Below are 25,726 nucleotides of genomic sequence, written 5' to 3'. Positions count from 1 at the left end.
TTTTAGATTTGGGATGCCTGGATTTGAGATTTGAGCTTTTAGATTTGGGATGCCTGGATTTGAGATTTGAGCTTTTAGATTTGGGATGCCTGGATTTGAGATTTGAGCTTTTAGATTTGGGATGCCTGGTTTTGAGATTTTAGTTTTGAGTTTGGGGTGGCGTGGATTGGTGATTTGTGATTGGAGCTTTTAGATTTGGGATGCCAGTATTTCAGATTTGAGCTTTTAGATTTGGGATGCCAGAATTTCAGATTTTAGCTTTTAGATTTGGGATGCCTGGATTTGAGATTTTAGCTTTTAGATTTGGGATGCCTGGATTTGAGATTTGAGCTTTTAGATTTGGGATGCCTGGATTTCCGATTTGAGATTTGAGCTTTTAGATTTGGGATGCCTGGATTTGAGATTTGAGCTTTTAGATTTGGGATGCCTGGATTTGAGATTTTAGCTTTGAGCTTTTAGATTTGGGATGCCTGGATTTCAGATTTTAGCTTTTAGATTTGGGATGCCTGGATTTCAGATTGAGGACACTATTGCTTTTTCTGCCTCTGCCTCCTCGATTAAACCATGAGAGATTGGTTTCGTTTCTTCATCTAATACTTTTACCACCCGATTATAAATATCCTGCGCTTCTTGGGGAGAATTGCCGATACTGGTTAATCCCAGTTTGCCAAATTCCGATAAGCAACCCATGAGGTGAAAAACCGTACCCGTTTCGGTACTCGTATCAAAATGCAACCGCTGTTCTGCAATAATATCCATCAAATCGTTTGGCAGCAATCCTTTGTAGCGGTCTTTTTGCAAATTATCCGTCGCAATGTAATATTTTTGACAACCGTGTTGGCTATAAAATAACCCGGTAGAAAGGTCGTAACGACCGTTAGTTAAAAATTTCAAAGTCATTAACGGGTGGGTAGTGCCGCCTTTACGCAGGTTAATTTCAATTGCTTGAATATCCCATTGAGGAACGCCTGGGATATCTGGTTGACGGACGGCGATAAAATCTACACCAAAGCGTTCTAATGCGCCTTTTTGGGCTAAATTTTGTCCAATCTTCAATCCCAATTGCTGCAAAGTGAGGCGATAAGATTCATCGGCGGGAAACCGACAACCGAGGTAAATTTGACCGCTGGGTCCGCCTAAAATTTGATCGTGGGTGGAGAGGATTTCCACTTCTCCAGTGGGGGTAATTCTACCTTGGACGCTGGGCGATCGCTTATCTCCTTCAATAAACGCTTCGACGATTGCCCCTAATTCCGGGATGCGACTGGAAAAATTATCCCAAGTTTCGCCTTTCGCTTCAAACTTTAAATCGGCAAAGCTTTTGTGAATCGCTGCGACTCGTTCCTTGTCAGATGCACTACCAGGGGCTTTATCTTGAATTGGTCTTAAATCCAGCAGTGCGTTGCCTTCCCCAGAAAATCCTTCATTTAGTTTTACCACCAAGCGCTGCAATGTGGGTTGCCGTTCCCACAATCGTGCAGCTGCTGCGGCTAAATCTTGAGTATTCTTAAGCAATTCGCTGCCATCGGGATAGGGAACCCCACATTCTCCGAAAATTTGCCGAGACCCGCTTTTTGTTCCCCAATAAAGCAGATCTGGGTCTAAAGCTAATAAAGGTATATCCAGTCGAACGGACAACTCCCGTTCTAAAGACGTAGAGTTATAACAAATCATATAGGTTTTATCCGTCCGCAAGCTGGCGCGAATGCGCTCCATTAGGCGCGGGCGTTGTAAAATTTTTTGGGTAAGTGCCGTAGCGGAAGCATCGTAGGTGGAGAATAGCACCAAGCGATCGCGCGCGTGGGAAAATGGAATCCTGGGGAGCAATTGCAGGTAATAATCGATGGCAATCTGCGATAGCGGCTGGGAAGTCACGTAAATCACCCGCGTTCGGGGATTTTGCAGCCGAATTAGCGAAAAAAGCAGCCGTTCTTCATAGTGGAGGAATCCCTGAACCTTTTGCAGTTCCCGCTGGTCGAGACTCAAAGAAGGAATGACGAGGATATCGTAATCGCTATTATCCAACACATCGATCGCCTGCCAACGATCGCGCAACTGGGACTGTAGCAAGCGAAACTGTGCTGCCAGTTCAATTGAGGAAAGATCGAATAGTTCCATAACCCCTGTCCCATCGCCAACCCAACCGCAGTAATCTCATTTTGGAACGAAAGAGCCAGGTATGTATAGAAGAGAAACAAAATTATAACTTACCCATTCCCTAGAAGTTATAACTCAAAACCTTGATCGTCGAACCGCTATCGGGCAAATCCCTCTTACTCAGCGCCATTGTATCGGTATCCATGTTGCGAATCGGCATTCCATCCATGAGTTTGAGGAATTCATCTAGGGCGACGATATCGCAGGTATCTGCTGCTGCTTGGGTGCGGTAGTGGGTGGGAATGACTATTTTAGGATTGAGAGTAGCGATCGCCGCCTTTGCCTCAGTAGGATTATAAGCTTTCGCCCCGCCTCCGGTCGGTACAAACAGCACATCGGGACGCCCCATGAGGATTTTTTGTTCTACAGTAATCGGTGCCGCCGCACCCCCTAAATGCAGAATATTAATCCCTGCGTGGTTCCAGCGCCAAGCAATATTAATCCCAAAACGCCGTCCGCCAAAGCGATCGTGATCGGTGCGAATTCCTTGGAATTGCGTCCCCTGTACGTTGTATACACCCGGTTCAAATAACAGTTTAGGATCGCCCGGTAGCTGATCTACCGCCCCTTCATCAAGTAACTGACTGCTGATCAGCACTAACTCGGTTTCTATTTTCGGGGCGCGATACCCTGCGGTACAACCGATAGGGCGAAACGGATTTACGAGGATGCGCTTACCACCACCCGAAAACAAAAAGCAGGTGTGACCTAACCACTGAATTGAAAGCGTATCGTTCGTTTGCGCTTGAATTGCCTCAAATCCAGACAGCCAAGCCGTTCCAAAAGCCGTTACCAATCCAGCGCCAGCATAGCGCATCAACTGTCGTCGTTTCATCATTCCTTCAAGATATCGACTCATGCGTTCGCGCAGCGTGCCGGAGGCATATCGCGGACAAGCGGGTTGGTTTAAATAAACTGTTAGCGATCGCCTGCATCCTTGGTGAAACCCGCCCCTACCTATTAGACCGCGATCGCATCTTTTGTGGGGTAGGCATTCTGCTTGCCCAAGAGGTTTGTTGTTTGTCGAGGTCTATTAGACCCATACCACATCTATTGTGGGGTAAGCATTCTGCCTGCCCAAGAAGTTTGTTTGTTGCAGCAGTCTATTATCAATTACCAATTACCAATTACCCATTACCCATTAGCGATGAGAGAAAATTTCGCAGCAACTGCTTTCCAGAAGTCGTGAGAATACTTTCTGGGTGAAATTGGACGCCCTGAATATGGGGATAGTTCCGGTGTCGTACCCCCATAATTGTTCCATCTTCAACCCAAGCGGTAATTTCCAACACTTCCGGGCAGGTTTCCCGGTCAATGACCAAACTATGATACCGCGTTGCCACAAACGGATTTTCCAAATCTTGGAACACTCCCACGCCCGTATGGTAGACCTGAGAAGTTTTGCCGTGCATTAACTCAAGAGCCGAAACAATATTACCGCCAAACACTTCACCGATTCCTTGATGCCCCAAGCATACGCCCATAATCGGTAAATCAGGCCCCATTTCTGCGATTAATTCTAAAGAAATCCCCGCATCTTCCGGGCGTCCCGGTCCTGGAGAAATCACGATGCCATCCGGCTTTAATTCTTTGATTTGCTCCACAGAAATTTCATCATTCCGATACACTTTTATCTCAGATGCTACCGCAAACTCTGCTGCTAGTTCGCCGAGATACTGAACTAAGTTGTAGGTGAAACTATCGTAATTATCGATAACTAAAATCAACCTTCAAACTCCTTAGCTATGCCAGGTTCTATTTTTAATCCAAAATGCCACTTTTGTCAATTTCTAATTTTGAATTAATTTTTGATTTTTAATTTTGAATGCTCTATCGTTCTGCTAATTAATAGCTGACAGATAAATCATGCTAAACAGCGGCGGCAGTATTAGCAACCCAGCCACTAAAACCGATGCCATTGCCGAAATTAAAACTGCACCTGCCGCACAGTCCTTGGCAATTTTAGCCAGTTCGTGGTACGTTTGCTTCACGGTCAAATCGACAACCGACTCAATCGCGGTATTGAGTAACTCCATCACCAAAACCAGGCCGCACGTGAGGCCAATCACCGCAACTTCTACCGATTTTAAGTGTAAAAAGACGCTCAGGCTAATTGCCAGAGCGCCGATAAATACGTGGATGCGAAAATTGCGTTGAGTTTGAAAAGTGTAGCTAAGTCCAGCCCAGGCATATTTAAAACTAACTGCTAAATTTGATGCTACCCGCCACGCCATCTGGCGTTTTGGGGATAAGACTGGTTCGGTTGGGTTTTTCACCCCAGAGGAAAGTACCTCAGACGGGGGGGACGAACCATTCGATGCTATTTCGTAGGTTTGGGGGTTGGAGGTTTTGGGGGAATTGAGCGGTTCATTAACTTTCATGTGCAGCCACGAACTTAAACAGGTGTGATTTGATCGAGCAAGGTGCGATCGCCTATAGACTCAAGCAAAGTTGCTTGCATCGAGAGCATTTCAGTCAAGCTATCCTCATCTGGATGATCCCAACCCAACAGGTGAAGCAAACCATGTGCCGCTAACCAAGCTAACTCAGTTTTTAGCGAATGTCCTTGCTGCTGAGCTTGCCTAGCAGCAGTTTCCACCGAGATGACGAGATCTCCGAGATATAAAGGTACGTGCAGCAGCATTTCCTCTGACTGAGGTATATCTGCTTCTAAAGCCGCAAAAGCCAGGACGTCAGTCGGCTGATTTTTGTTTCGGTACTGGGCGTTTAGTTCCTGAATTTCAGCATCGTCGGTGAGACGCAGGCCCAGTTCATAGGCATCGGCGGGTGGAAGCGAGGTTTGGAGAATTTCTAGCCACTTCTCGCACCATTCCTGCCAAGTTTCGACCGAAATGACACTTTCGTGGTATAATTCCCCAAAAATATCCTGTATGCTTACTTCTACTTCCACACCTACTCCTCTCTATTCCGGATCTAATGGCATTTGTTAACGAGTCAGGTAAGAAAGACCGATCAGAACGGCTAAAAGACCGATAGTTGTCAGGGCGAAGTGTTTCAGCGATACTCCTCGCTTGCGTACCATATTACGCATGGCGAGTTTGACGTAACTCGGTTGAGCTTGGGGGGTAGCTAATGGTGTTTCGGTTGCCGTTTCGGCAGGGTTTGAGGGCGAAGCAGAGTTCATAGAACGGTGATGCTGAGTCAGGTGAATTCTATCAGGTTTGAGGCTGTTTCCTGACATTGTAACAATAAATTAACAAACATTTGAGAAACCCGGTTTTTGCGAAAAACCGGGTTTCTGCATCCCAGATGACTAGATTACACCGCGCCGCTTTCGACGAGTTGATTTTCTTGTCGCAGATAGGCTTGAATAAACGGGTCAAGCTCGCCGTTCATCACATCTGTAATGGCACTGGTTTCCACCTCGGTACGCAGGTCTTTTACCATCTGATAGGGATGGAAAACATAGTTGCGAATTTGGTTGCCCCAAGCGGCCTCAACCATATCGCCTCGAATTTGGGCAATTTCTTGAGCGCGTTGTTCTTGGGCGATAATCAGCAACTTAGCTTTAAGACGAGCAAGAGCTTTTTCCTTGTTTTGCTGTTGAGAGCGCTCTTCGGTACAGCGCACGGCGATGCCGGTAGGAACGTGTTCAACTCGCACGCCGGTTTCAACTTTGTTGACATTTTGCCCGCCTTTCCCGCCGGAACGGAACGTATCAATTTTCAAATCCTTGTCTGGAATTTCCAATTCAACTGATTGTGCCAAAATCGGCATGACTTCCACCCCGGCGAAGCTAGTTTGCCGCTTACCGTTGGCGTTGAAAGGCGAAATTCGCACCAGGCGATGAGTGCCTTTCTCAGATTTAAGGTAACCATAGGCATAGCGCCCGGTAATTTCCAGGGTGGCAGATTTTAGCCCCGCTTCATCGCCTGCTGAAATTTCCGACAAATGCACTTGATAGCCGCGATCTTCTGCCCAGCGGGTATACATCCGCAACAGCATTTCGGCCCAATCTTGGGCGTCTGTACCGCCAGCACCGGCATTGATTGTCAGTACTGCTCCTTCTGCATCATAGGGGCCAGAGAGCATTTGCTCCAATTCCCAGCGGTCGAGTTCGCGACTCAGTTGGGTGACATTGGTTTCGGCTTCTTGCAGCAGTCCTGGGTCGGATTCTAATTCCAGCAGTTCCAGAATCGCCTTGGTGTCTTCTAAGCTAGTTTTCCACTGGTGGTATTGCTGGATGTGGGATTTAAGGTCGTTGAGTTCTTGCAGGGTTGTTTGGGCAGCAGTTTGGTTGTCCCAAAAATTCGGTTGCGCCGCCAGCTGTTCCAGGTCTTGAATTTTGGCGGAAAGAGCGGGAATGTCAAAGATAGTCCTGGGTTTTACCCAGGCGATGAGACAGCGTTTCGACTTCGCGTTTAATATCTTGAACTTCTAGCATGGTTGGATTGCGCTGGAAAAAAGCTTGCACATGTTTATCTTAGCCAGGACCTCTGCAAAGAAACCGGGTTTCTTGGCGTACGCCCTGGCGTAAGTCCTATTAACGGCTGTTTTGCCCCAAAAGATGAGGGTGGGCATCTGCCCACCCTCATCTTTTAGAAGAGAGAACCCTTGGAACAAAGGTTAATCGCGGCTATTAATCGCAATCAACAAGCGCAGGATAAAGACAAACAAGTTGATGTAAGTCAGGTACATCGACAGCGCTGCTGGCAGGTATTGGTCGTTGCGGTAGGTGCGGGGCAAAATGTAGAAATCCACCACGGCACATCCGGCAAATAGAAATACCCCAATGCCTGAAATGGCGATTTCCAGCCAGGTGGGGGTGTAGACGCCAAACAGGGCAAACAGGAATTGACCCAAAATCACGACCAGCAAGGCAATTATGCCGATGCCAATCGTTTTAGTTAAGGCCATCCCGTCTTCTTCAGACAGATTCGAGCCAATTTGCCTTGCGGCAATAAAGGTGACGCCACAACCAAGAGCGGCAAAGGCAATGCCTTGAATGCCAACGCCTTTTGTGCCTAGTGCAACGTACACGAGTCCGCTGAGGGTATAGCCGGACAGCAAGCTATAGGTCGCTAGCAGGGGCAGGGCGACTTTGTTGTTGCCTTTTTCGGCAACATTTTGGGCGATGAAGAAAAGAATTAACTCCGCAATAACGGCGGCGATCAAAGTTGGGAAAAATAATCCTGGATATGAACGGATAACGCCAAGACCACCATAGACGCCAGCGGCGGTTAAAACCAAGCCGCCGCCGACATAGGGGAGAGCGTTGGCAATTACATTAGGGCCAACAAGCGCATGGCTTCTGGCAGAGCGAATCGCTTCGCGAAAGTTGCTGGTACTACTCACGGGACTGCCTCCCTTGTTGGTGCGTGACTCTTTTGGTTTTATTCTGACTCAAATTCTCAGATCTCTGCACCCATAATCAAACGGCCAGTCTGGATGTGCGTATTTATCCCGAATAGGCGTGAAACCTTTGTACCGAATTCCGTAGAAACGCAATGGTGGGTTTCTGGCTGTCATAAAGAAAATGGGTTCAGGTGAAAAACAACGCCCCAATTCCCACTCCAGGGAAAGCTGCGATGGAGGCGTCTATAACGAGATGGGTTTTCCCGAATCAGGATTTTTATGATGGCAACTCAGTCTGCTGTTTACTCGTATCCCATGTTTGCACGCGAGATCTCATCCCCTCTGAAGGATTTGGGCGACTGTAGAGAGCGCCAGCACTCGCGTCGCTCCCTAGAAGCGATTAAGTCCCGTCACAACGGTATGGCACGCCAAAAAGCAGCAGGGACTGATTTGCCAGTTGCTCCTGTGATGGCTCAGATCAAAGTCTTGCCGAAGGCTGTGAGTACCGCAACGGAAACCTCGGCAACTCCCAACACCGCATCTGATCAGGGCGAGTGGGATACCAAAGGGATGGAACTGTTGATGGCTTACCATCAAAATCCCTCTGTTTCGCTGCGGAATCAACTGGTCAAGATGCACGCTGGTTTGGTTCGCAAGGTGGCGCATCGCATCCGATATCAATGTACCGAACCTTATGAGGATTTGGAACAAATTGGTTTTATCGGTTTGATTCGCGCCATTGAGCGGTTCAATCCCACTCAAGGCTGTGCCTTTAGTTCGTTTGCCATACCTTACATTCGCGGCGAGATGCTGCATTTTCTGCGCGATAAGAGTTCTATGGTAAAGATACCCCGCCGCTGGCAAGAACTTCACATCGAAGGAGAAAAGGTAGAAAAGAAACTGACGGCGAAGCTGGGACGCACGCCAAAGGATGCCGAAATTGCCCAAGCGCTGGGAGTTTCGCTGCAAGAGTGGCGCGATAGCAAGTTGGCTGCTCAAAACCGCCAACCTCTGAGTTTGGATGCTACGGTGGCTCGCCAACTAGATTATCCGGTTAGTTTGGGAGAAACTTTGCCCGATACTCGCTATCAAGCTTTTCAACATTTGGAAGAAGACCGGCAGCAATTGCAAGATGCTTTGAGTCAGTTAGAAACAAAAACCAGAGCGGCAATTGAGTGTGTATTTCTGCGCGAACTACCCCGCAAAGAAGCTGCTAAGCAGATTGGGGTTAGTCCAATGACTGTGACGCGACACCTGCAAAAAGGAGTCGATCAGTTGGTGAGTATGTTGCAAGCTCAAACGGCAGGTTTGGCTGGTTAGGGAGCGGTGGTCGGTTAATCGTCATGAGTTTTTTGCTCAAATCCCATGAAAACCGGGCGTCACCCTCCTTTTTTTCTACTTTTTTTGATTTTTTGTTTCGAGCAATACCTGGTATTCTATGCTTAAGCAACATAGGCGTTTTGTTGGGTTTTCAAGTAATAACGCAAGTTGCTAGTTATTCAAATTGGTAATTGGTAATTGGTAATTGGTAATTGGATGCTTGACTGAGTCTACTCTTGACAATTACCCATTACCCCAGTCAGCCAAGCGGTTTCTGCGGTCAGAAACCGGGTTTCAGAGGAGATTTCTCGCTGTCAAACCAGGATTTTTGCGAGAAACCGGGTTTCAATGCCTTGGGATGTAATATCATGTCCGCTGGCATCGGCATCCCACGGGGGGGCGAGTTTATCAAAACAATTCGCTTAAAATCAAACGTTTTGGGTAAAACCCGCCCCTACAACGCTATTAACCATACCGGATGGCGAAGACAGCGCCTACTACGAACAAAGCGATCGCTTCACACTAGCATTCGTCTATCCGTCTTATATAAACTTAGATCTCTTTGCTGCCAAATTTGAAATATTTCCTGTCTGCCGTCGGAGAAAGTTGCTGCATCTATTTTGTAAACTCTCCGCCGAATGCGTTTTAGCTTTAATCCTAGCAAGCTTAAAATAATGCTGAGAATTTTTATCGAGCTAATTTCCTCTTTCCCTTTTTCATAATCCCTCCCGATCTCCAGCGCTCTTTTGATATGATTGCTGCAATTTATTGCAGTGGTTTTTAGTTTAAATAAATCTGAATCTCTTTCTTGGAATTCGCGTTCTATATCGAGAAAATCCGGAATATTTAACGCTTTTAATGCCTCAATTTTTAACGTGTAAGTTTTCAAATCCGGCAGGAATACCTTACCTTCGCCTATTTTTAAATAGTGGATCCATTCCTGGAAATCTTTGAGCCGAAAATAGTGGCTATCTCCTGTTAAATAATAATGCATTAATAGTTGAAAATAATAACCCCTATCATCCCGCAATTTCAGTTCTGGAGTAACTTCTATCCCATACCGCTGTTTCAAGATATATTTATGAACTTGGTAGCGTTGCTCATCGGTTAAAGAACCCTTCGCTAACAGATGCTCGTATTCTTTAAAGCTGATGTCATTTGCCCGAGCAACAGCCTCAGCTTCATCGGATTCTATTTTACTATGAATTGTTTTAATTTTATGTTTGATCGATTGAGCCTTTTGGCTTTTATTTTTCAACTGTTTTTGCAGATCAAAAATTTCTATTACCAGCTTTTTGGCTAGTTCTCTATTTTCTGGAACGGCTGCCAAAAGTGCCTTACGTAGCTTGATAAGCCGCTCTTTTGCAGTTGCTTCACCCATCAGGTTGACTTGATGTCCTTCCGCGATTAATCCTTCTAGCATTGATTGACGATACAAGGTAATAGAAGCATTCACCCTGGCGGCAAATTTAGCCCAATTTCTCAAATGAATTAAGTCAACAACCAAAGGTAAATCTACATCTATTTTATGAGATGTACTCATCAAAGCCAGGTTTTCTTTTTGATTTTCCTGATACCATTGAGATAGCAATCGGTAATTCTTACTACCGCTGCCAATAAAGCGAATTCCCCGCTTGGCACACCAAACAAGTCGCGGGACATTAGAACGAACTCTTGCTAATGCTTGTCTCGCTTCCGAGTCGGTAATTATTCCTTGAAAAATCCCATAAACGCGATCAAAATGTTCGACATCAATGCTGACTCCCGTACCCAAAGTGGGAGTCACAAAAACCGCGTCATAATCTTTTGAACTCTTGTTAAGATTATCGACAAAATTGACGGCTTCGTGCCCGGGTGTGTTGGTTGTGTGACTGCTGACTACTAGGGTTTTGGGATATTGTTTTTGAAATTGTTCCAGGCGCTGTTTAATGTAGCGGTCAATGGTTTCTGGACTGTAACGTCCAGAACGACTATCGGTAGTGACGTAACACTTTTTCCCGGCGATTAAATCTTGTTCTAGTTGTTCAATTAACAGCGTTGGGTTTGGGGAATCGTAGAATGTCACATTCCACCCATTTGCGGGTTTCCATTGATTAACTACCACCCAAGGTTCAATCGGAATTTCTGCCAATCCTTTGAGGTAATCTAGGGAAATATCTGATAAATCGGCATCTTGGGCGATTACTAACCCACCCGTTTGCAGGACGGTGGAAATTAACTGCTGGAAGACTTTCAAAATTTTGATTCTTTTATCTTTACAAGTGTCGCTGTTGAGGAGATGCCACAAAGATTGTTCAACTTCATCTAAAATAATAATCCCACCTCGCCAATCTGCGGGATTGAGTTTCCAGATGGAATCAATGCAAAGTCCTAATGATGGGTAATGGGTAATTGGTAATGGGTAATTGGTCATCGATGTCAATCCCCAATTTACGCCGATTTTGTCGCATAAAAATTTTCCCAGCTGGATGCGGTGGGTAATTAATAAAACGGGTTTACCTTTGGTTTTTGCTTGTGTAACCAGTGTTTCTAGGGCGGTTGTTTTTCCCGTTCCTTTGGCAGATTTGACGCCGACTAATCCAGATTGGGGAAATGGCAAGGAACCTAAATAATGTTGATTGAGAATCAGTGCGCTTGCATAGGTTAGTTGGGTGTGGGGTTTGGTTTTAGCTAGGTCGGTTTCTAAGTCTATGCTGGATTCATAAATGGTTTGGAACGCAGCTGCACCTTGGGCAACAATAAATTCATCTACGCCTTTTTCTACTCCGGGAAGTCGGATGACTTTGACTTGGCAACCTGTTTGTTCTATAAGATAACCGAGTTGCGCGATCGCACTCTCCACCGCCCTTTTTTTCTTCTCTTCCCTCTCGTAGTCAAAACAAATATAAAAGGTACGCCCTGACTGAGTAAATGCTGCTAAATCTGGGATAATCTGTCTGTTTTTTACCCTACCTTGCCAGTCTCTCGCCACCCGGTAGCCGCTGGTAATTCCCGGTAATCCGATCGCAACATACCCCTGGGTCAACAAAGCCGCTGCTTTTTTCACTCCCTCACATATAATTATCGGGACTTTTTGTTCCACTACCCACTGCCAAAACCCTATGGCTTCCCCATTTTCACCAATGGCAATATTCTCTGGCATTGCAATACCGTAACGGCAAGCCGTCTGCTGCCAAATGTGCAATGACACCCTCAGACAAAATATCCGCGTTGGCATTCCCGGTGGATGTTCGTATTTGATCGGTTTGCCTTCTCCATTCTGCCGGGGATGATTTGGCTTATAGCATCCCCATTCCATTTCCTGCCAATTATTTAAAGGGTCTAACCCCGAACACCACCAGCCGCCTTTTGCCATCTGTGCGTAGCGACGCCGCCACTGGAGGCGAACAATTCCTATATTTGTGCGGGGTATGCAGCTGGATATAAACAAATACTCGTAAGGCACATTTCCTTCTAAAGACAGGAAATTCAGCGAGGCCAGGATCGGGTCAATGCTGCTGCCTTTGACGAATTCATCGACGTGTTGCGGGTGGAGATGGGGCAGATGCATGGTGCGAGTCTTCCTGGGTCAGAGTTGCGGGTCAGTTCCCAGACACACTATATATGGTGTCCGTAATGCTAATTTTAGCCAAGACTACTCTATATGTAAAATGGTCGAAGATCGTAGAAACCGGGTTTCTGGGGGCGGACTCGATTTTTCAGAGAAACAAAGGTGATTGGCAAGCGGGTCGCCAAATCAAGCGCTCTAGAACTGTATCATGCATTTGCGGTTTGCAGTTACCCTAGAGATCCGGTCAAAAAAGCAAACAATGCCACAATTTCAACCAGACATCGGTCATATCCCCAGCCATCCAGATGTAATACAAGACATCCTCAACCTAGCCAAAATCACTCCAGAGGATATTTTTTACGACTTGGGGTGCGGGGATGGACAGATGGCGATCGCAGCAGCCCTACAATACGGTGCAAGAGGCGTTGGTATCGATATCGATCCGGATCGCATCCAGGCAGCTAACGAGAATGCTTTGGCTGCTGGTGTGAGCGATCGCGTTACATTTCGTCACCAAAACATATTTGAAAGCGATTTTAGCGATGCAACGGTAGTTTATGTTTACTTATTACCCCATGTTAATAAAAGACTCCGTCCCATGTTATGGAACCAACTTAAACCTGGAACGCGGGTACTATCCCTGGATTTTGACATGGAAGATTGGCAACCAGAGCAAGTAATTTACGTACCAACTCCCGAAGCCGAATTTACTATTTTTCGCTGGGGAATTTCTGGTAGAGAAATCGAGGTAAAATGAGATAATAACGTAAGTTGCTAGTTATCTCTCTGCTTGGGGCTAATGGCTAATGGCTAATGGCGAGATTGGTAAAATCCAAGATTAGCAAGCTGGCAATTAGCAATTAGCAAGGCCAAAGCTTATAACTAGCAACTTGAGATAATAAAAGGTAGGCTTAACTTCAAAGGTAATTGCAATGACTGATGAAGAATTAAAGCAGGTTGTTGAGAGTAACGCTAAGGCAATCCAAACTATGTTGGATGCAATGACTGAAGCGAGACAGGAGAGAGAAGAATTTCGAGAAGGAATGTTACGACTCCAGAACGTAGTATATCGATTAACAATCGTGCAAGAAAGTATAGCCAACTTGCTAGGATATATCGATGAAGACGCCCCAATATTTTTAGGAAAATCGCAGCAATTGAAAGTCAAGTCGCTCGACTGTTAGAGCGAAAAAAATATATGACTAATCCAGAGCAACGCATCCTCATCGCTCAAGAAACTGTAGACATTCTCCAACAAGGATTCTACCAAAATCAAAATGGAGAAGTTGTTGAAATTAGAGATGATTTAATAGCTGCAAAAACTGGAGCGATTCATTACTCGTCAGACAGATTTAATCAAGTTTTTAAGGAACGCGATCGCCTTGCTACAATTACGATTAAAACCAGTTTTGAAGTCAATAACGAAACCACACTGCACGCAGCGAGTCGGTTAGTGAATCAAGAAGGTATAGAAAAAGTCTTATGCTTAAACTTCGCTTCAGGGAAAAACCCCGGAGGTGGATTTTTAAGAGGGACTCAAGCGCAAGAAGAAAGTTTAGCTAGAGCAACTGGACTTTATCCTTGTATTGCTCAAATGACAGATATGTATAACACTAACAGAAATCTAGGTTCGGCACTCTACACCGACGATATGATTTATTCCCCCCAAGTTCCAGTAATCAGAGATGATGAGGATAAACTTTTAGACAAACCTTTTTTAGTATCAATCCTGACTGCACCAGCAGTCAAAGCAGGCGAAGTTAGACAAAAAGGGAATCAAGAAGAAATAGATCGAATTGAAAGCATAATGTTTGCGCGAACCGAAAAACTGCTTTCAATCGCCGCCATTCAGGGTTACAAAGTACTTGTGTTAGGCGCTTGGGGTTGTGGCGTGTTTAAAAATAATCCTGAAAATGTTGCCCGATATTTTTACCATCATCTTGTGGAAAATCCTCAACTCAATTGCTTTTTTGAAAAAGTTGTGTTTGCGGTGTTAGATAATTCACGAGATGGCGCTACTATTAATTCATTTCGCTCAATTTTCGAGTAGGGTGCGTTAGCGCCAGCGTAACGTACAACCATTTGATATCATGTCCGGTTCTTCACCCATCTATTTAGCGATTGACTTGGGAGAACGGTGACACGGTGACACGGTGACGGGTCGAGATTTTTATTCAGGGTTATTAGGCGAACATCATATGATGCTGCGTTACGGCGCAGATCTGGGGAAATTACTCAAAAACAACAGATTAAATTGCGCCTAACGCACCCTACGACCGATCGATGAAGAAACCCTAGAAATTCTCAAACAAGGATATGAAATTTCATCACCAACTAGAACCTGTGCGAATTTTAGATGGTGGATATACAAAGGTTTTTAAGCTGCTACGCATTTAAATCCAATAAAGAGGCGGGCAAGATACCCACCCCACAAGAAGAAGGGAAAATTTGACTCTCAAATTAGGTGCGTAGCAGCTTAGGACTTACGCAAAGTAACTAAGGGCGATCTGAAAAATCGTTGGTTTGGAAGAGATCAACTCTTCACCAAAGTTTCTTTTCTCGTCGTGGGTAAGTCGTGGTTTTTTTTAGAACGTTCAAAGGACTGGGGAATGGTCGATTTTTGGATTGATTGGGATATTCCAACCAATTCCATACCGCCAGATTTACGAAAAATCGGTTCTCGCTTCTTGCTTTATGAATCAAGTCTCAACTCAGATGAGGATGATAGTTTTGAAGAGATTCGTGCAGGATATCCCGATCTGCGCCTGGTTCGACTTGTATCCAGAAATAATTTTTTTGAACCGCCATAGACGCGCAGCGACTTCCCGTAGGGTAGACGCAGAGGACGCAGAGGAAGAGAAGGAAGAGATTTGGCTAAATAAATGCTGTTTTTAAACAAATTCTCCTTTGGCGACCAAAATCACCTTTCCACCGACTGAAACTTCAATTCCTTGCTTACCTCTTTGCGCTTTTAATAACAGTAAAGAAGGTCTACCAATTTCATATCCTTGCTCGACTCGTAAATCAATTGGTGCTGACCCAAAATAAGAATACTCGACTAAATACCCAGCTAAACAACCATTAGCACTCCCCGTCGCCGGATCTTCCGGGACTCCTAAATAACCGGCAAACATCCGTACATTTAGATTATTTTCCGGACTATATGTTTCGGGACAAAAGACTAGAATCGCTTTCGCTTGCGTCTTTTCAATCAACTCAAAATATTTATCTTTATTCACCTTAATACGCTTAATTGCTTCCAGAGTTTTCACCGGTACGATAATAAACGGCACTCCCGTCGAAACTTCTTCAATCGGAAACCTCGAATCAATCTCGGATACATCTAAATTCAACACGCTTGCAATCTTATCTGCCGAAAAACCCTGACCAAAAGTTGGCGTTTTTTGCTGCATCCACAACCATTCTACCGACTCACCCGCATAATGCAGCGTGACTGGAATTTGCCCAACTTTGAGATTTAAATTAACTTGATCAACCGGATTTTTAACTATTTCTTGCTGTATAATATAAGCAGTTCCCAAAGTCGGATGCCCAGCAAAAGGTAACTCTTGCTCAGGGGTAAAAATCCGCACATCATAACCACCCTCTCGCATCTCTGTTGATGGGATAAAAGTAGTTTCCGAATAATTCATCTCCTTAGCGATGCGCTGCATCTGAGAATCAGATAACTCACCCACCCCATCACCCGTAAAAACAGCCAACTGATTGCCAGTATATTTCCCCACCGCAAACACATCAACAATGTAAAAAGTCAACATACTCTCTTCTCTCTCTTCTCTTGGCGTCCTTGGCGTCTACCCTACGGGAAGTCGCTGCGCGTCTATGGCGGTTCAATAATTAACTTTCCTTCAAACAGCGAATCGCTTCCAACAAACCTCTTGCCTTATTAATCGTTTCCTCATATTCTTTTTCAGGTTCAGAATCAGCGACTAACCCGGCACCCGCTTGCACCGATACCGTATGCTTGCCATTTCCTTGACTGCGGACGACCATCGTGCGGATTGCGATTGCGCTATTCAACTGCCCTTCAAAATCATAGTACCCGTAAGCCCCAGAATAAACCCCGCGCCGACATCCTTCCAATTCGTGTATAATCTCCATCGCCCGAATTTTAGGCGCACCGCTGACAGTCCCCGCCGGGAAACACGCTTTCAGCAAATCCCAAGCTGTTTTATCTTGCGCCAATTCTCCCACGACGTTACTCACAATATGCATCACGTGAGAGTACCGTTCAATTACCATTAATTGGTCTACTTTTACGCTACCGATTTTACAGGCGCGACCCAAGTCATTTCGCCCCAGATCGACTAGCATAACGTGTTCGGCAATTTCTTTTGGATCTTGCAACAATTCTTGTGCCAAAGCGTTATCTTCTTGAGTGGTTTTACCTCGGCGTCGCGTTCCGGCAATTGGTCGCAAAGTTGCTATTTTATTACCATCTCGATCTCGTTCTGATTTTACCATCACCTCGGGACTGGAACCGATAATTTGCCAGTCGTTAAAGTGAAAATATGACATATACGGCGAAGGATTAATTAACCGCAACGAGCGATATAGTGCAAAAGGATCGCCGCTGTATTCTGCGGATAGTCGCTGGGAAAGTACTACCTGAAAAATATCCCCAGCTTTGATATATTCTTTTGCCTTTTTAACGTTGTCGCAAAACTGTTCGCGGGTGATATTACTCGTATACTCGGTTTCCCCTGCACCTGTTCCTGGCGGTTTCCATTCTAAAAAGGTACTCTGCTGAGATAGGGGAGATTGCAGTTTATTGACTAACTGGGTGACGCGATCGCACGCTTGCTGATATGCTGCTTCTAAATCTACCTCCGGGTCGCGCAAGTCTGCGTATGCGATTGCCCATATTTTCCGCTTCACCTGGTCAAATATCAACAGGTGATCGACTTGCATCCACACTCCATCCGGCAATTCTTTTTCCCCTGCCGGATAAATTGGCACTTTAGGTTCGATCCAGCGAATTAACTCGTATCCCCAATATCCAAATAATCCGCCAATACCGGGAGGGAGTTGGGGTAATTTTACTGGATGATAGGGCGTAATGCAGTAGGTTAACGCTTTAAACGGGTCGCCTTCAAATTCTACAATCCAATTGTCGCGGTGGATCTGGGTAGTGCGATCGCCTCGTACTTCCAACACCCACACCGGATCGCATCCCAATAAACTATAGCGTCCAATATTTTCTCCCCCTTCAACCGACTCCAACAAAAAACTGTAAGGTTGACCAGCGCAGACGCGATACCATGCAGACACTGGCGTATCGAGATCCGCCACCCATTCCTGATACACGGGGACGAAGTTACCTTGCTTAGCGAGTTCGGCGAATTGGGAGAAATCGGGGAATATCATAAATTTACCGGGTGAGGATGGGACGCACCTGCCCCAACAGAAAATTTTACCCCAATCTGAAGATTTTTATTGAGGATTTTAGATTTTTGATTTCAGATTTTAGATTTCAAATTTCCGCGGCTATCTTCTATTTGAAAATAGCGTAACGCATTCCTGCAACTGTCCTAAAGCACCTTCAGTAATTTTATTCGAGTCTATTCTATATAATTGATTCAAATCTAAGGGCCTTTCTCCTTGACTAAATTGCCATCCTACTGTCGAATTCGGCTCGACTTCTGCGACGGTTAGATCGTTAATTGTATTTTGGCTAATTGTGCCTCTAAAGCACTCATTTCTTTCCATACCTGTATAGCTCATGCCGATAATGTTATTCCCAGTTTTACGCAAGACAAAGTAATAAGTATCTTTTTCGTCTGGCATTTGAGATTCCCCATAAAGATAGACGCCATTGGGTAAGCTTTGAAATGTCTGTGTAGATTGGGACAAAACCGGGATTGCTCCAGCTAACATAACTAAGTTCAATAAGCTAATGCTAAGGAGCGATTGGCTTTTCATAAGCATCTTTATTTGAAGGGTATGACAATTTTACCGTAAGGATGGCAGCGCCGCGGTACAACCAGATGCATTAAATTCCCGCACTACTTTATTCACCTCTTCTGTAGTGGTTCCCGATGACTGAGCGAATTGTCTAGGTGGTTGCAAAGATACCGGGAAGGAATAAGGAGTTTCGACAAAAATATCTGGTTTATTGTTTCTTACACTCGCTACTCCCAAGTAATCTCCTTCTTTTAAAATAACTTCTCTTCGATTCGTGCGGATTTGTCCATTAGAGACGGTTGCCAAAATTAATTCAGCCTCTTGTATCCCAATATAAATCAGACAAACGTGCCCGCTTGTATTGGATGGATAAATACTCAAACTTTCCTCATACCCAGACCAATTCCCTAAAAAAGGGGAGATAGTGGGAGCGACTCTTGACCAAGTTCTGACAAAAGCTTCTCTGCTTTGTTTTTCTGCTGGGGAACGTCTGTCTTGAATATTACTTGACCGAATTTGCTGGCGTAATTTTTCCCTCAATCTTTGCAATTCGGTTGCGGTTGGATATCGCTCTGATTGTTGCTGTGCCAAACTGGTTGTAGCGCTAATCGCTAAAATTGCCATAGCTACAAATCCAACTCTTGTTATTGATTTTACCCTCATTACACCCCTCCCCCCTGCTCCGGGTGCTCAACTGCTCCCCTGTCGCTTCAAACATCAAATCTCGGAGAGATAACCCTCCGAGACTTGACTTTTACCTTGACTTTTACTATGCGTGCCGGACTTTTCCAAACACAAAAATTGTGACATTCCGCGCAGAAATATCTGACGGATTCTTGGGCTCATCTTGTTTGAGATGATGCTAGGCTTTGCGACCTACTCCTCAAGCGTGAATTCCCGTGTGCCCCACGGTACAGTATCTATTATAGCACTTACAACCAATTAAGGATCGTAAGTTTTCTTGCCGCTGAATTTGATTTTGGCGGGATCTGGATTTTCGCCGATGCTGCGGTCAACCTTACCGACGTAGGGACGGCCTTGGTTCACCTTTTCGGGGAACACGCCATCTGCGGGATGGATGAACTCGACGTCGCCGTTGGGGAAAATCCGGTAAATCTTGTAGTTGTTGATTTTGAATTTTGCCCGCAGTTGCTGACCGCCCAACATAATGCAGTATTCTTTGCGGGCGAGGTACAGCAGGTTATCACCTTCGTTCATGATAGCCGCGCCGCCAGTAGGCATTTCAAATACCTGCTGCTTGGGGCTAGTCCAGGTGATGGCGTATTTTTCTTCAACCTCTGCTTTGGTCAGCAAGCCACCAGTGCCGCCGCCAAAGATAGGGGTTTTTCCTTTTAGTTCTTCTGACATCTAAAACCTCCGTAAAGAGACTTTCGGGATTACCCGCGTTGTAGTTATGGGAAGATAAATGACGGTCAATGAACGTTTTCAACGTTTCTAGGGCATCGTATCACTGCGATCGCCTCTGTCTAAAGACTTTGTGAGGAACTGTTACACTTCTTTAGCAATCGGTCATGGAGAAGAGGACGCACCGGACACGGTGACAAGGGAGAGCGGTGACCCAGGGACATGGGGACATGGGGACGCGGGGAATGTCTCTCCAGAATTCTCCCCGTCCGGTGCGTCTCCCCTTCTGGGCGTCCTCTGCACACCTGCTCACCTGCTCACCCGCACCTTTTGCTCCTCTGCTCCTCTGCTACCTTCAACGATGGGGATGGTGAAGTTAAACTGACTCCCAGTGTCTTTCCCATCTGATTCGGCCCAAATTTTTCCACCCCAGCCTTTGACGATTTGACGGCAAATAGCCAATCCTAACCCCGTACCGCCTGTGGTTCGCCGCAGAGCGCCTTCTTCTTGATAAAATCGCTCGAACACGGCTTCCAGACGATTGGGTTCGATGCCTCGCCCCGTGTCGGCGACGGTGATTTCTAGCATTTGATTGCCGTTTTGCCGCGCCCGCACTGTAATCTTTCCTTGGGGGGATGTAAATTTGCAAGCGTTGTCCAACAGTTTGGTGAGAACTTCCACCAACCATTCTCCATCGGCTCGCACGAGGGGCAATTCGGGTGGCACTTCGTTTTCGATTTGCGGCAATTCCTGCTTGGAGTGGCGGACGCGAGTACTGCTAATGGCTAATTCGACGCATTCTTCGACTTGTAAGGCTTCTGGATGCCATTCTACCCGCCCGCTTTCCAGTTTTGACAGGGTGAGGAAGTCTTGCACGAGTTTTCGCATTCGTTCGGCGTCTGCCAGTGCCGAGTTTAGCATTACCTGTCGCAAATCCGCTGACATGTCCGGCTCGCTGGCGAGACTTTCCAAACATACTTGTATCGTCGATAGGGGCGTCCGCAATTCGTGTCCGGTAATGGCAATTAAGTTGCTGCGGGTGCGTTCCAAGGCTTCTAGTTGCCCATTTAAATCTTCTAAGTTGGCGTAGGCTTCGGCTTGTATTAAGGCTACCCCGATTTGGGATGCGATCGCTTCCACCAATTCCAGTGCATCATCTTCCCACCGATGCGGCTTTAATCCGCAGTGGTGCAATTCCAGCATCCCCAACAATCTACCCCGATTCAGCACTGGCACCAGCAACCAAGATACAATCCCAAACCGACGCACCAATTTCTTTAACGTCGGTGAATTGGCAATCCTGACATCTTGCTGCGTGTCGGCGACGTAGATTCTTTCCTGATGCTGCACCACCTCCTGGAATAGCGGATTGTCTTTCAAAGGCCAGATTTCCCCCGCCAGCGAACTAATGCCAGGTCTTAAAAACTCGTGCTGTACCGTCCTGGTTTCATCGGTCTGCTTGCAGCGATAAATCAGACACCGACATACTTGCATCGCTTGCCCCAATTCTTGCGCTGCTTGCTTTAGCACTTCGTGTGCATTCAGGGATTTACGGATAGAAGCTGTAATAGAATTTACCAATCTTTCTTTACGTTCGGCAGCTGCAATCGAACGATAAGCTTTGAGCAATTTATACTGACCAGCTTGTAGATAGGTGACCAAGCGTTGGGCGAAGGGGTCAGGATTGGGGCATTGGGAATTGGGCATGGGGCAAGTTTCCCCAGCTCTATTTTCTGGGTTAATTCCCAGAACAAGCGATCGCGCCTGCTGTATTTTGGCTTCTAATTCGGGTCGATACGCTAATATCCGCTTTAATAACAATTCTGCGGCGCTGCAACTGACTTGTCGGTCAAATGTCCAAATTCCTTCAAATCGACGGGATGGGTCGATAAACGGCACTTGAATCTCGGTGGGCAATCCCTCCCTTTCCCGACATACCAAACAACTCGCGTATAGCTGTCCAATTACAATCAAGTGCCATTCGTGACTTAATTCGTCCTCCGGTGAGAACGCGACGGTTTCATATTCCCCCGAACCACTGGTAAAGCTGGTTTCCGGTGCCGCCAGTACGTACACTTGCTTCGTTTGTTCCGCGATGCGGCGATACCGATGAGCTTCCTGACGGTAAAAACGCTCTCGCTGAAAACTAGCAATAATCAATGGTTCGTCTAATCCCGCTAAAACTTGGTCTTCCATCGCGTGGGAGAGTGCCGTTAAGGAAGACTTGAAGTACATTTGCGGACGCAGCTGGGGCTGGTCTTGCAGCAGCTCTGCTAGCACGGAGGTCTGGATGCTCATAGCTTTTAGTTTAACTGCCAACGATCCCCACCGAGATCGCGCGATCGCTCCTTCTCCCCATTAATCTCTCATTGACATCTGTAAATTTTCTTTGCGTTCTTAACTGTAGTCGTAATGGCTTCGCTTTCTAGCTCAATTAACCGACGAGTAAAAGTTAAAGCGCGAGATTGGCGATTTGCTCGGATTGCGTATTTGCGTATTATGGGTTAATATCCACAGAAATGATTGAGAATAAACTCTCTCTCTTTTGTGCGCTCGCCAGTAAAAATAGTTATTTTTACTGAGTTTTATGGCGCGAACGGTGAGTTTTAATAGTTAAACTTGGGTTATGAAAAAAATAAAATCTCTATTAATTACATCAAAAGACGTTCCTGCGGATACCTACGGTACAGGGCAACGTCTTTTGTCTATCAAAATCGCGTTAGAGAAATTAGGTGAATGTCGCGTACTGAGGCTGGCTCCTCAACCGCAAGAGAATATACCAGCCACTGTAGATTATAACGCGCCAAGCGGTATACCCCATAATCCTTCTCGGATGTATTGGATACGCAGAAACCTTATTTTCAGCGATTTCCGCTTATATCTACCCGCAATTAAAGAAGTCGAAAAGATTAGAGAAACCTACCAATTTGATGTGGCTTTTTGCAGTTTTTTTGCAGCCTCGGTTGCTGCCCCGCATCATTTTGTGCCATGTATTCTTGATGCAGATCGTATGCCGATGCCAGAAACCACGCTAACTAGAGCTATATGGCCAGTTACAAAATATATGATGAATCGATGCGGGGCGAAATTCAAACATGTTTTTGTGATTCGACCAGATGATAGATTTATTTTGAATAAGTGCAACACGACTTGGCTTCCTTGTATTTCTGCCAGCGCAAAAGCTCAGATCGATGTGCAGTCAGATGCGAAGAATATTTTATTTGTCGGCAGCGCTGGTTGGCAACCAAACCGAGATGCAATTACGTTTCTAATCACTCAAGTACTGCCTCGCCTGCGCGCAATTAATCCAGAGTTAAGAATTCGTCTGGTTGGAGATGGGACAGAGGCTTATTCTGGTATTGATGGCGTTGATGCGGCTGGTTTTGTAGCCGATATCGTGGAAGAATACAAACAAGCCTTAGTTGTCATGTGTCCTATTTGGAACAAAGGGGGCGCTAATGTTAAATTAGCAGAGGCTCTTCAATATGGCTGTGCAATAGTTGCGAGTACTAACGCAGCAGATGGATTTCGTGGCATTGTGACCCCTGGAAAGGATATCTTGGTCGCAGAAAATAATGAAATGATGATAGAAGTCTTATGTAACCTAATAAAGAATCCAGTTCAGTTGGTAAAAATTAAAGAAAATGCGAGGCTTCTTGCTGATAGCTTCCTTTCGCAAGCATATATTGATAAAATCATCAAGCAGATAGTTAGTAATGTCGTCGAGCAACAATAATTCTCGGAATCCAGAATCTCTGTACTAACCCCTTTTGATAGTTGGGGGTGCGGCATCTGGGTTCAAACCCTTACTATGTACGGGTATTAGGTCTTCCATCCCGTGGGAGAGTGCCGTTAAGGAAGACTTGAAGTACATTTGCGGACGCAGCTGGGGCTAGTCTTGCAGCAGTTCTGTTAGCACGGATGTCTGGATGCTCATAGCTTTTAGTTTAACTGCCAACGATCCCCAGCGAGAGCGCGCGATCGCTCCTTCTCCCCAGGACTTACGCCCGAAGATCCTATCACCAAAGTTTCTTGCTGCGTTCGCTCGTTCCCAAACCGACGATTTTTCATAGAAACTTTGGTGTTTGCCTGGGTCCTTCTCCCCATTAATCTCTCCTTGACATCTGTTAATTTTCTTTGCTATCTTAAATGTAGTCATAATGACTTCGCTTTACCCGGATCAACCCGCGAGTAGAGGTATTACCTCGAAGTAGACGTTTAAGTGAAGTTAAGTAATTTTGCGTTTAGTAAAGACACGTCGAACAGGGAAATATGGTCAAAATAGTAGGAATTGCCGGTAGTTTACGCCCCGACTCCTATAGCTACCAGGCATTAATGCAAGCGGTGCAACGAGTACAAGCGTTAGGGGCGGAAGTAGAAATTCTCGACCTGCGGAAAATGAACCTACCATTTTGCGATGGGGGAGAAGAGTATCCAGACTACCCGGATGTGGAAAAATTGCGCGCAGCAGTCAAACAAGCAGACGGGATAATTTTAGCAACGCCAGAGTATCACGGTAGCGTCAGCGGCGTGTTAAAAAATGCCTTAGATTTGATGAGTTTCGAGCAATTATCCGGCAAAGTTGCGGGTTTAATTAGCGTATTGGGCGGTCAATCTAACAGCAACGCCCTCAACGATTTGCGGATAATAATGAGATGGGTACATGGATGGGTAATTCCGGAACAAATAGCCGTCGGACAAGCATGGAAAGCCTTTGGGCAAGAAGGCAAACTGTTAGATGAAAAACTCGCGCAACGCTTCGATCAATTTGCTCAAAGTTTAGTGGAAAATACCATAAAACTTAGAGGTTAGGTAATGGGTAATGGGTAATGGGTAATTGGTCAAATCCCTACTACCCATTAGCCATTAGCCATTAGCCATTAGCCATTAGCCATTAGCCATTAATGGTGGTGATGATGATGCGCGTGTGTTGCCAGATGGGGATTAACGGCTAGAGATTCCTCGCCTAACAGCGCTTCAATTTGGGGATTTGCCCACTGGGCCGCCATCTTTAAGAAATCTGGATGGTCGTTGACGCAAGGCATTTGGACGTAGTTTACATCTTTATGCCGATGTGACAAAGCATGAATAATGTGGTGGACATCCAGCAAAGTTTCGTGATTTTCGGTAGCAAAACCAATCGGCATGAACAGAATTGCTTTTGCACCCAATTCGATTAGATTGCTAGCAGCTTGATTGACATTAGGTTGCGTCCATTCGATCAGGGGCGTATCGTGATTTAGCCAACCGATGGAAATGAGTGGATAGCGGTGAATTAGTTTTTCTCGTACCAACTCATACATTGCCTGACTTTCGTCAATTCCAGAAGTAAAACCTTTGGCTTTGTGGGGACAACCGTGATTCATCAACACGATGCCAATTTGAGAGGGCAGGTAAGCTTGGGCTAATTCGGCAGCGATTTTTTCTTCTACGAGACGAGCCATTAAATCGATGTAATCTGGTTCGTTATAGAAAGAAGGAATGTAGCGCTGTCCTTTAACCCAATGTTCATCACCGTCAGTCAGATTTGCCAGGGATTTGTTGACTTGCTCGACGGCGATACCGCTGGTAAAAATAGAATCGACAACCAAAAGCGGATAAATCAGCAGTTTGTCAAATCCTTGGGATTTAATTTCAGCTAAAACTTGTTTGGGAAGGAAGGGCGCGCAGAAGTTAAACGCTTTGAAAACTTGAACTTTTTCGCCCCATTTTTCTTGCAAGTGCTGTTCAATTCCAGCTCGTTGCTGTTCAAAAATGGCATTGTGGGGTGAAATGAAATTGCCGTGCTGATGTCCCCACTCGTGCAAGTCAAACATTGCCAAAATTCTGGCTAAAGGGGGATAAATCCAGGTTGGCACTGGTGCAAACTTAGCGGTGAGTAGATGCAGTGCCTGTTCGTTATAGTTGGCGAAGTCTTCGTAACTTTCGACTTCACCGTAACCCATGAGCAATACAGCAACCCGATCTTGGGAGTCTGCGTGGTGATGGGTATGTTGCAGTTTTTCTGGGGTAGCAACCACGTGGGATTCCTCGCCTAAAGTGAAAATATCCGAGTGGGGGGTTGGGGGATTGTCCAAAGCACCCCTCCGCTTA

The 25,726-nt window shown here is 45.7% G+C and carries 23 protein-coding genes and 1 pseudogene; 7 read left to right on the top strand and 17 right to left on the bottom strand.

Annotation, left to right across the window (positions count from 1 at the left end; genetic code table 11):
- Positions 1–513: 513 nt before the first annotated feature.
- The 8 genes from ACE1CM_RS27440 to ACE1CM_RS27405 all read right to left on the bottom strand — a co-directional run bounded on the left by ACE1CM_RS27440 (position 514) and on the right by ACE1CM_RS27405 (position 7,473).
- Positions 514–2,118: a peptide ligase PGM1-related protein gene (locus ACE1CM_RS27440; RefSeq protein WP_374882022.1), complete on the bottom strand. Its 1,605-nt coding sequence runs from the start codon at positions 2,116–2,118 to the stop codon at positions 514–516.
- A 100-nt stretch (positions 2,119–2,218) separates the two neighbouring features.
- Positions 2,219–2,992, bottom strand: coding sequence for an MBL fold metallo-hydrolase (locus ACE1CM_RS27435; RefSeq protein ID WP_374882027.1), 774 nt, complete (start codon positions 2,990–2,992; stop codon positions 2,219–2,221).
- Between the two features lie 292 nt (positions 2,993–3,284).
- Positions 3,285–3,884, bottom strand: a complete 600-nt coding sequence (locus tag ACE1CM_RS27430; RefSeq protein ID WP_374882021.1) for an anthranilate synthase component II — start codon at positions 3,882–3,884, stop codon at positions 3,285–3,287.
- Between the two features lie 114 nt (positions 3,885–3,998).
- Entirely contained in the window at positions 3,999–4,538 is a 540-nt protein-coding gene (locus tag ACE1CM_RS27425) for a diacylglycerol kinase family protein (protein WP_374882020.1), read from the bottom strand.
- Between the two features lie 14 nt (positions 4,539–4,552).
- Positions 4,553–5,068 carry an rRNA maturation RNase YbeY gene (gene ybeY / locus ACE1CM_RS27420; RefSeq protein WP_374882019.1) on the bottom strand — a complete coding sequence of 172 codons (516 nt, stop codon included), beginning with the start codon at positions 5,066–5,068 and terminating at the stop codon, positions 4,553–4,555.
- A 36-nt stretch (positions 5,069–5,104) separates the two neighbouring features.
- On the bottom strand, positions 5,105–5,302 hold the full coding sequence (locus tag ACE1CM_RS27415; RefSeq protein ID WP_374882026.1) for a DUF3285 domain-containing protein: 198 nt from the start codon (positions 5,300–5,302) through the stop codon (positions 5,105–5,107).
- A gap of 134 nt (positions 5,303–5,436) precedes the next feature.
- Positions 5,437–6,562, bottom strand: a protein-coding gene (gene prfB, locus ACE1CM_RS27410; RefSeq protein WP_374882018.1) for a peptide chain release factor 2 whose coding sequence is annotated in 2 segments (ribosomal slippage) — positions 5,437–6,486 and positions 6,488–6,562 — 1,125 coding nt in all. Because the reading frame shifts where the segments join, the coding sequence is not laid out codon by codon here.
- A gap of 182 nt (positions 6,563–6,744) precedes the next feature.
- The gene (locus ACE1CM_RS27405; RefSeq protein ID WP_374882017.1) at positions 6,745–7,473 is read right to left on the bottom strand and encodes a Bax inhibitor-1 family protein; all 729 of its coding nucleotides are present in this window, start codon (positions 7,471–7,473) and stop codon (positions 6,745–6,747) included.
- A 279-nt stretch (positions 7,474–7,752) separates the two neighbouring features.
- On the opposite strand from ACE1CM_RS27405, the gene ACE1CM_RS27400 reads away from it, so the two are divergent.
- Entirely contained in the window at positions 7,753–8,793 is a 1,041-nt protein-coding gene (locus tag ACE1CM_RS27400) for an RNA polymerase sigma factor SigF (RefSeq protein WP_374882016.1), read from the top strand.
- A gap of 517 nt (positions 8,794–9,310) precedes the next feature.
- Here the strand turns inward: ACE1CM_RS27400 and ACE1CM_RS27395 are convergent.
- Complete coding sequence (locus ACE1CM_RS27395; protein ID WP_374882015.1) at positions 9,311–12,343, bottom strand: plasmid replication protein, CyRepA1 family; 3,033 nt, start codon at positions 12,341–12,343, stop codon at positions 9,311–9,313.
- A 259-nt stretch (positions 12,344–12,602) separates the two neighbouring features.
- On the opposite strand from ACE1CM_RS27395, the gene ACE1CM_RS27390 reads away from it, so the two are divergent.
- From ACE1CM_RS27390 to ACE1CM_RS27375, 4 genes are all read left to right on the top strand, one after another.
- Positions 12,603–13,100 (top strand): SAM-dependent methyltransferase, encoded by a 498-nt coding sequence (locus ACE1CM_RS27390; RefSeq protein ID WP_374882014.1) that lies wholly within the window; start codon positions 12,603–12,605, stop codon positions 13,098–13,100.
- 175 nt (positions 13,101–13,275) lie between these two features.
- Positions 13,276–13,527 (top strand): hypothetical protein, encoded by a 252-nt coding sequence (locus tag ACE1CM_RS27385; protein ID WP_374882013.1) that lies wholly within the window; start codon positions 13,276–13,278, stop codon positions 13,525–13,527.
- A gap of 14 nt (positions 13,528–13,541) precedes the next feature.
- Positions 13,542–14,393 carry a TIGR02452 family protein gene (locus tag ACE1CM_RS27380; protein ID WP_374882012.1) on the top strand — a complete coding sequence of 284 codons (852 nt, stop codon included), beginning with the start codon at positions 13,542–13,544 and terminating at the stop codon, positions 14,391–14,393.
- Positions 14,394–14,952: 559 nt separating this feature from the next.
- On the top strand, positions 14,953–15,153 hold the full coding sequence (locus ACE1CM_RS27375; RefSeq protein ID WP_374882011.1) for a hypothetical protein: 201 nt from the start codon (positions 14,953–14,955) through the stop codon (positions 15,151–15,153).
- A gap of 81 nt (positions 15,154–15,234) precedes the next feature.
- On the opposite strand, the gene ACE1CM_RS27370 is transcribed toward ACE1CM_RS27375, so the two are convergent.
- The 6 genes from ACE1CM_RS27370 to ACE1CM_RS27345 form a co-directional block, all read right to left on the bottom strand.
- Positions 15,235–16,119: a PhzF family phenazine biosynthesis protein gene (locus tag ACE1CM_RS27370; protein ID WP_374882025.1), complete on the bottom strand. Its 885-nt coding sequence runs from the start codon at positions 16,117–16,119 to the stop codon at positions 15,235–15,237.
- Positions 16,120–16,201: 82 nt separating this feature from the next.
- Complete coding sequence (gene trpE, locus ACE1CM_RS27365; protein WP_374882010.1) at positions 16,202–17,731, bottom strand: anthranilate synthase component I; 1,530 nt, start codon at positions 17,729–17,731, stop codon at positions 16,202–16,204.
- Between the two features lie 120 nt (positions 17,732–17,851).
- On the bottom strand, positions 17,852–18,217 hold the full coding sequence (locus tag ACE1CM_RS27360) for a hypothetical protein (protein ID WP_374882009.1): 366 nt from the start codon (positions 18,215–18,217) through the stop codon (positions 17,852–17,854).
- 99 nt (positions 18,218–18,316) lie between these two features.
- Entirely contained in the window at positions 18,317–18,892 is a 576-nt protein-coding gene (locus tag ACE1CM_RS27355) for a hypothetical protein (RefSeq protein WP_374882008.1), read from the bottom strand.
- 318 nt (positions 18,893–19,210) lie between these two features.
- Positions 19,211–19,636, bottom strand: coding sequence for a photosystem I reaction center subunit II PsaD (locus tag ACE1CM_RS27350; protein ID WP_374882007.1), 426 nt, complete (start codon positions 19,634–19,636; stop codon positions 19,211–19,213).
- Positions 19,637–19,942: 306 nt separating this feature from the next.
- A complete protein-coding gene (locus tag ACE1CM_RS27345; RefSeq protein ID WP_374882006.1) occupies positions 19,943–21,931 on the bottom strand; it encodes a DICT sensory domain-containing protein in 1,989 nt (662 codons plus the stop codon).
- Positions 21,932–22,259: 328 nt separating this feature from the next.
- On the opposite strand from ACE1CM_RS27345, the gene ACE1CM_RS27340 reads away from it, so the two are divergent.
- A complete protein-coding gene (locus tag ACE1CM_RS27340) occupies positions 22,260–23,369 on the top strand; it encodes a glycosyltransferase (RefSeq protein WP_374882005.1) in 1,110 nt (369 codons plus the stop codon).
- Positions 23,370–23,453: 84 nt separating this feature from the next.
- Here ACE1CM_RS27340 and ACE1CM_RS27335 read toward each other — a convergent pair.
- A pseudogene (locus ACE1CM_RS27335) lies at positions 23,454–23,570 on the bottom strand (DICT sensory domain-containing protein); the annotation flags it as partial.
- A 335-nt stretch (positions 23,571–23,905) separates the two neighbouring features.
- On the opposite strand from ACE1CM_RS27335, the gene ACE1CM_RS27330 reads away from it, so the two are divergent.
- Complete coding sequence (locus ACE1CM_RS27330) at positions 23,906–24,445, top strand: NADPH-dependent FMN reductase (RefSeq protein ID WP_374882004.1); 540 nt, start codon at positions 23,906–23,908, stop codon at positions 24,443–24,445.
- An 89-nt stretch (positions 24,446–24,534) separates the two neighbouring features.
- Here the strand turns inward: ACE1CM_RS27330 and ACE1CM_RS27325 are convergent, their stop codons facing one another.
- Complete coding sequence (locus ACE1CM_RS27325; RefSeq protein WP_374882024.1) at positions 24,535–25,653, bottom strand: ferrochelatase; 1,119 nt, start codon at positions 25,651–25,653, stop codon at positions 24,535–24,537.
- Between the last annotated feature and the right edge of the window lie 73 nt (positions 25,654–25,726).

This window comes from Microseira sp. BLCC-F43 (assembly GCF_041929235.1).
Lineage (GTDB): Bacteria > Cyanobacteriota > Cyanobacteriia > Cyanobacteriales > Aerosakkonemataceae > Microseira.
Note: the sequence above shows the minus strand (reverse complement) of the source record. Positions and strands in the feature narration are given on the sequence as shown.

Bases quoted from the DNA above. Each gene is read 5' to 3' on its own strand.
- ACE1CM_RS27390 (WP_374882014.1), top strand. From the start codon at position 12,603: ATGCCACAATTTCAACCAGACATCGGTCATATCCCCAGCCATCCAGAT.
- ACE1CM_RS27355 (WP_374882008.1), bottom strand. From the start codon at position 18,892: ATGGCAATTTTAGCGATTAGCGCTACAACCAGTTTGGCACAGCAACAA.
- ACE1CM_RS27375 (WP_374882011.1), top strand. From the start codon at position 14,953: ATGGTCGATTTTTGGATTGATTGGGATATTCCAACCAATTCCATACCG.
- ACE1CM_RS27345 (WP_374882006.1), bottom strand. From the start codon at position 21,931: ATGAGCATCCAGACCTCCGTGCTAGCAGAGCTGCTGCAAGACCAGCCC.
- ACE1CM_RS27380 (WP_374882012.1), top strand. From the start codon at position 13,542: ATGACTAATCCAGAGCAACGCATCCTCATCGCTCAAGAAACTGTAGAC.
- ACE1CM_RS27350 (WP_374882007.1), bottom strand. From the start codon at position 19,636: ATGTCAGAAGAACTAAAAGGAAAAACCCCTATCTTTGGCGGCGGCACT.
- ACE1CM_RS27435 (WP_374882027.1), bottom strand. From the start codon at position 2,992: ATGAAACGACGACAGTTGATGCGCTATGCTGGCGCTGGATTGGTAACG.
- ACE1CM_RS27400 (WP_374882016.1), top strand. From the start codon at position 7,753: ATGATGGCAACTCAGTCTGCTGTTTACTCGTATCCCATGTTTGCACGC.
- ACE1CM_RS27415 (WP_374882026.1), bottom strand. From the start codon at position 5,302: ATGAACTCTGCTTCGCCCTCAAACCCTGCCGAAACGGCAACCGAAACA.
- ACE1CM_RS27440 (WP_374882022.1), bottom strand. From the start codon at position 2,118: ATGGAACTATTCGATCTTTCCTCAATTGAACTGGCAGCACAGTTTCGC.
- ACE1CM_RS27385 (WP_374882013.1), top strand. From the start codon at position 13,276: ATGACTGATGAAGAATTAAAGCAGGTTGTTGAGAGTAACGCTAAGGCA.
- ACE1CM_RS27330 (WP_374882004.1), top strand. From the start codon at position 23,906: ATGGTCAAAATAGTAGGAATTGCCGGTAGTTTACGCCCCGACTCCTAT.
- ACE1CM_RS27395 (WP_374882015.1), bottom strand. From the start codon at position 12,343: ATGCATCTGCCCCATCTCCACCCGCAACACGTCGATGAATTCGTCAAA.
- ACE1CM_RS27340 (WP_374882005.1), top strand. From the start codon at position 22,260: ATGAAAAAAATAAAATCTCTATTAATTACATCAAAAGACGTTCCTGCG.
- trpE (WP_374882010.1), bottom strand. From the start codon at position 17,731: ATGATATTCCCCGATTTCTCCCAATTCGCCGAACTCGCTAAGCAAGGT.
- ACE1CM_RS27425 (WP_374882020.1), bottom strand. From the start codon at position 4,538: ATGAAAGTTAATGAACCGCTCAATTCCCCCAAAACCTCCAACCCCCAA.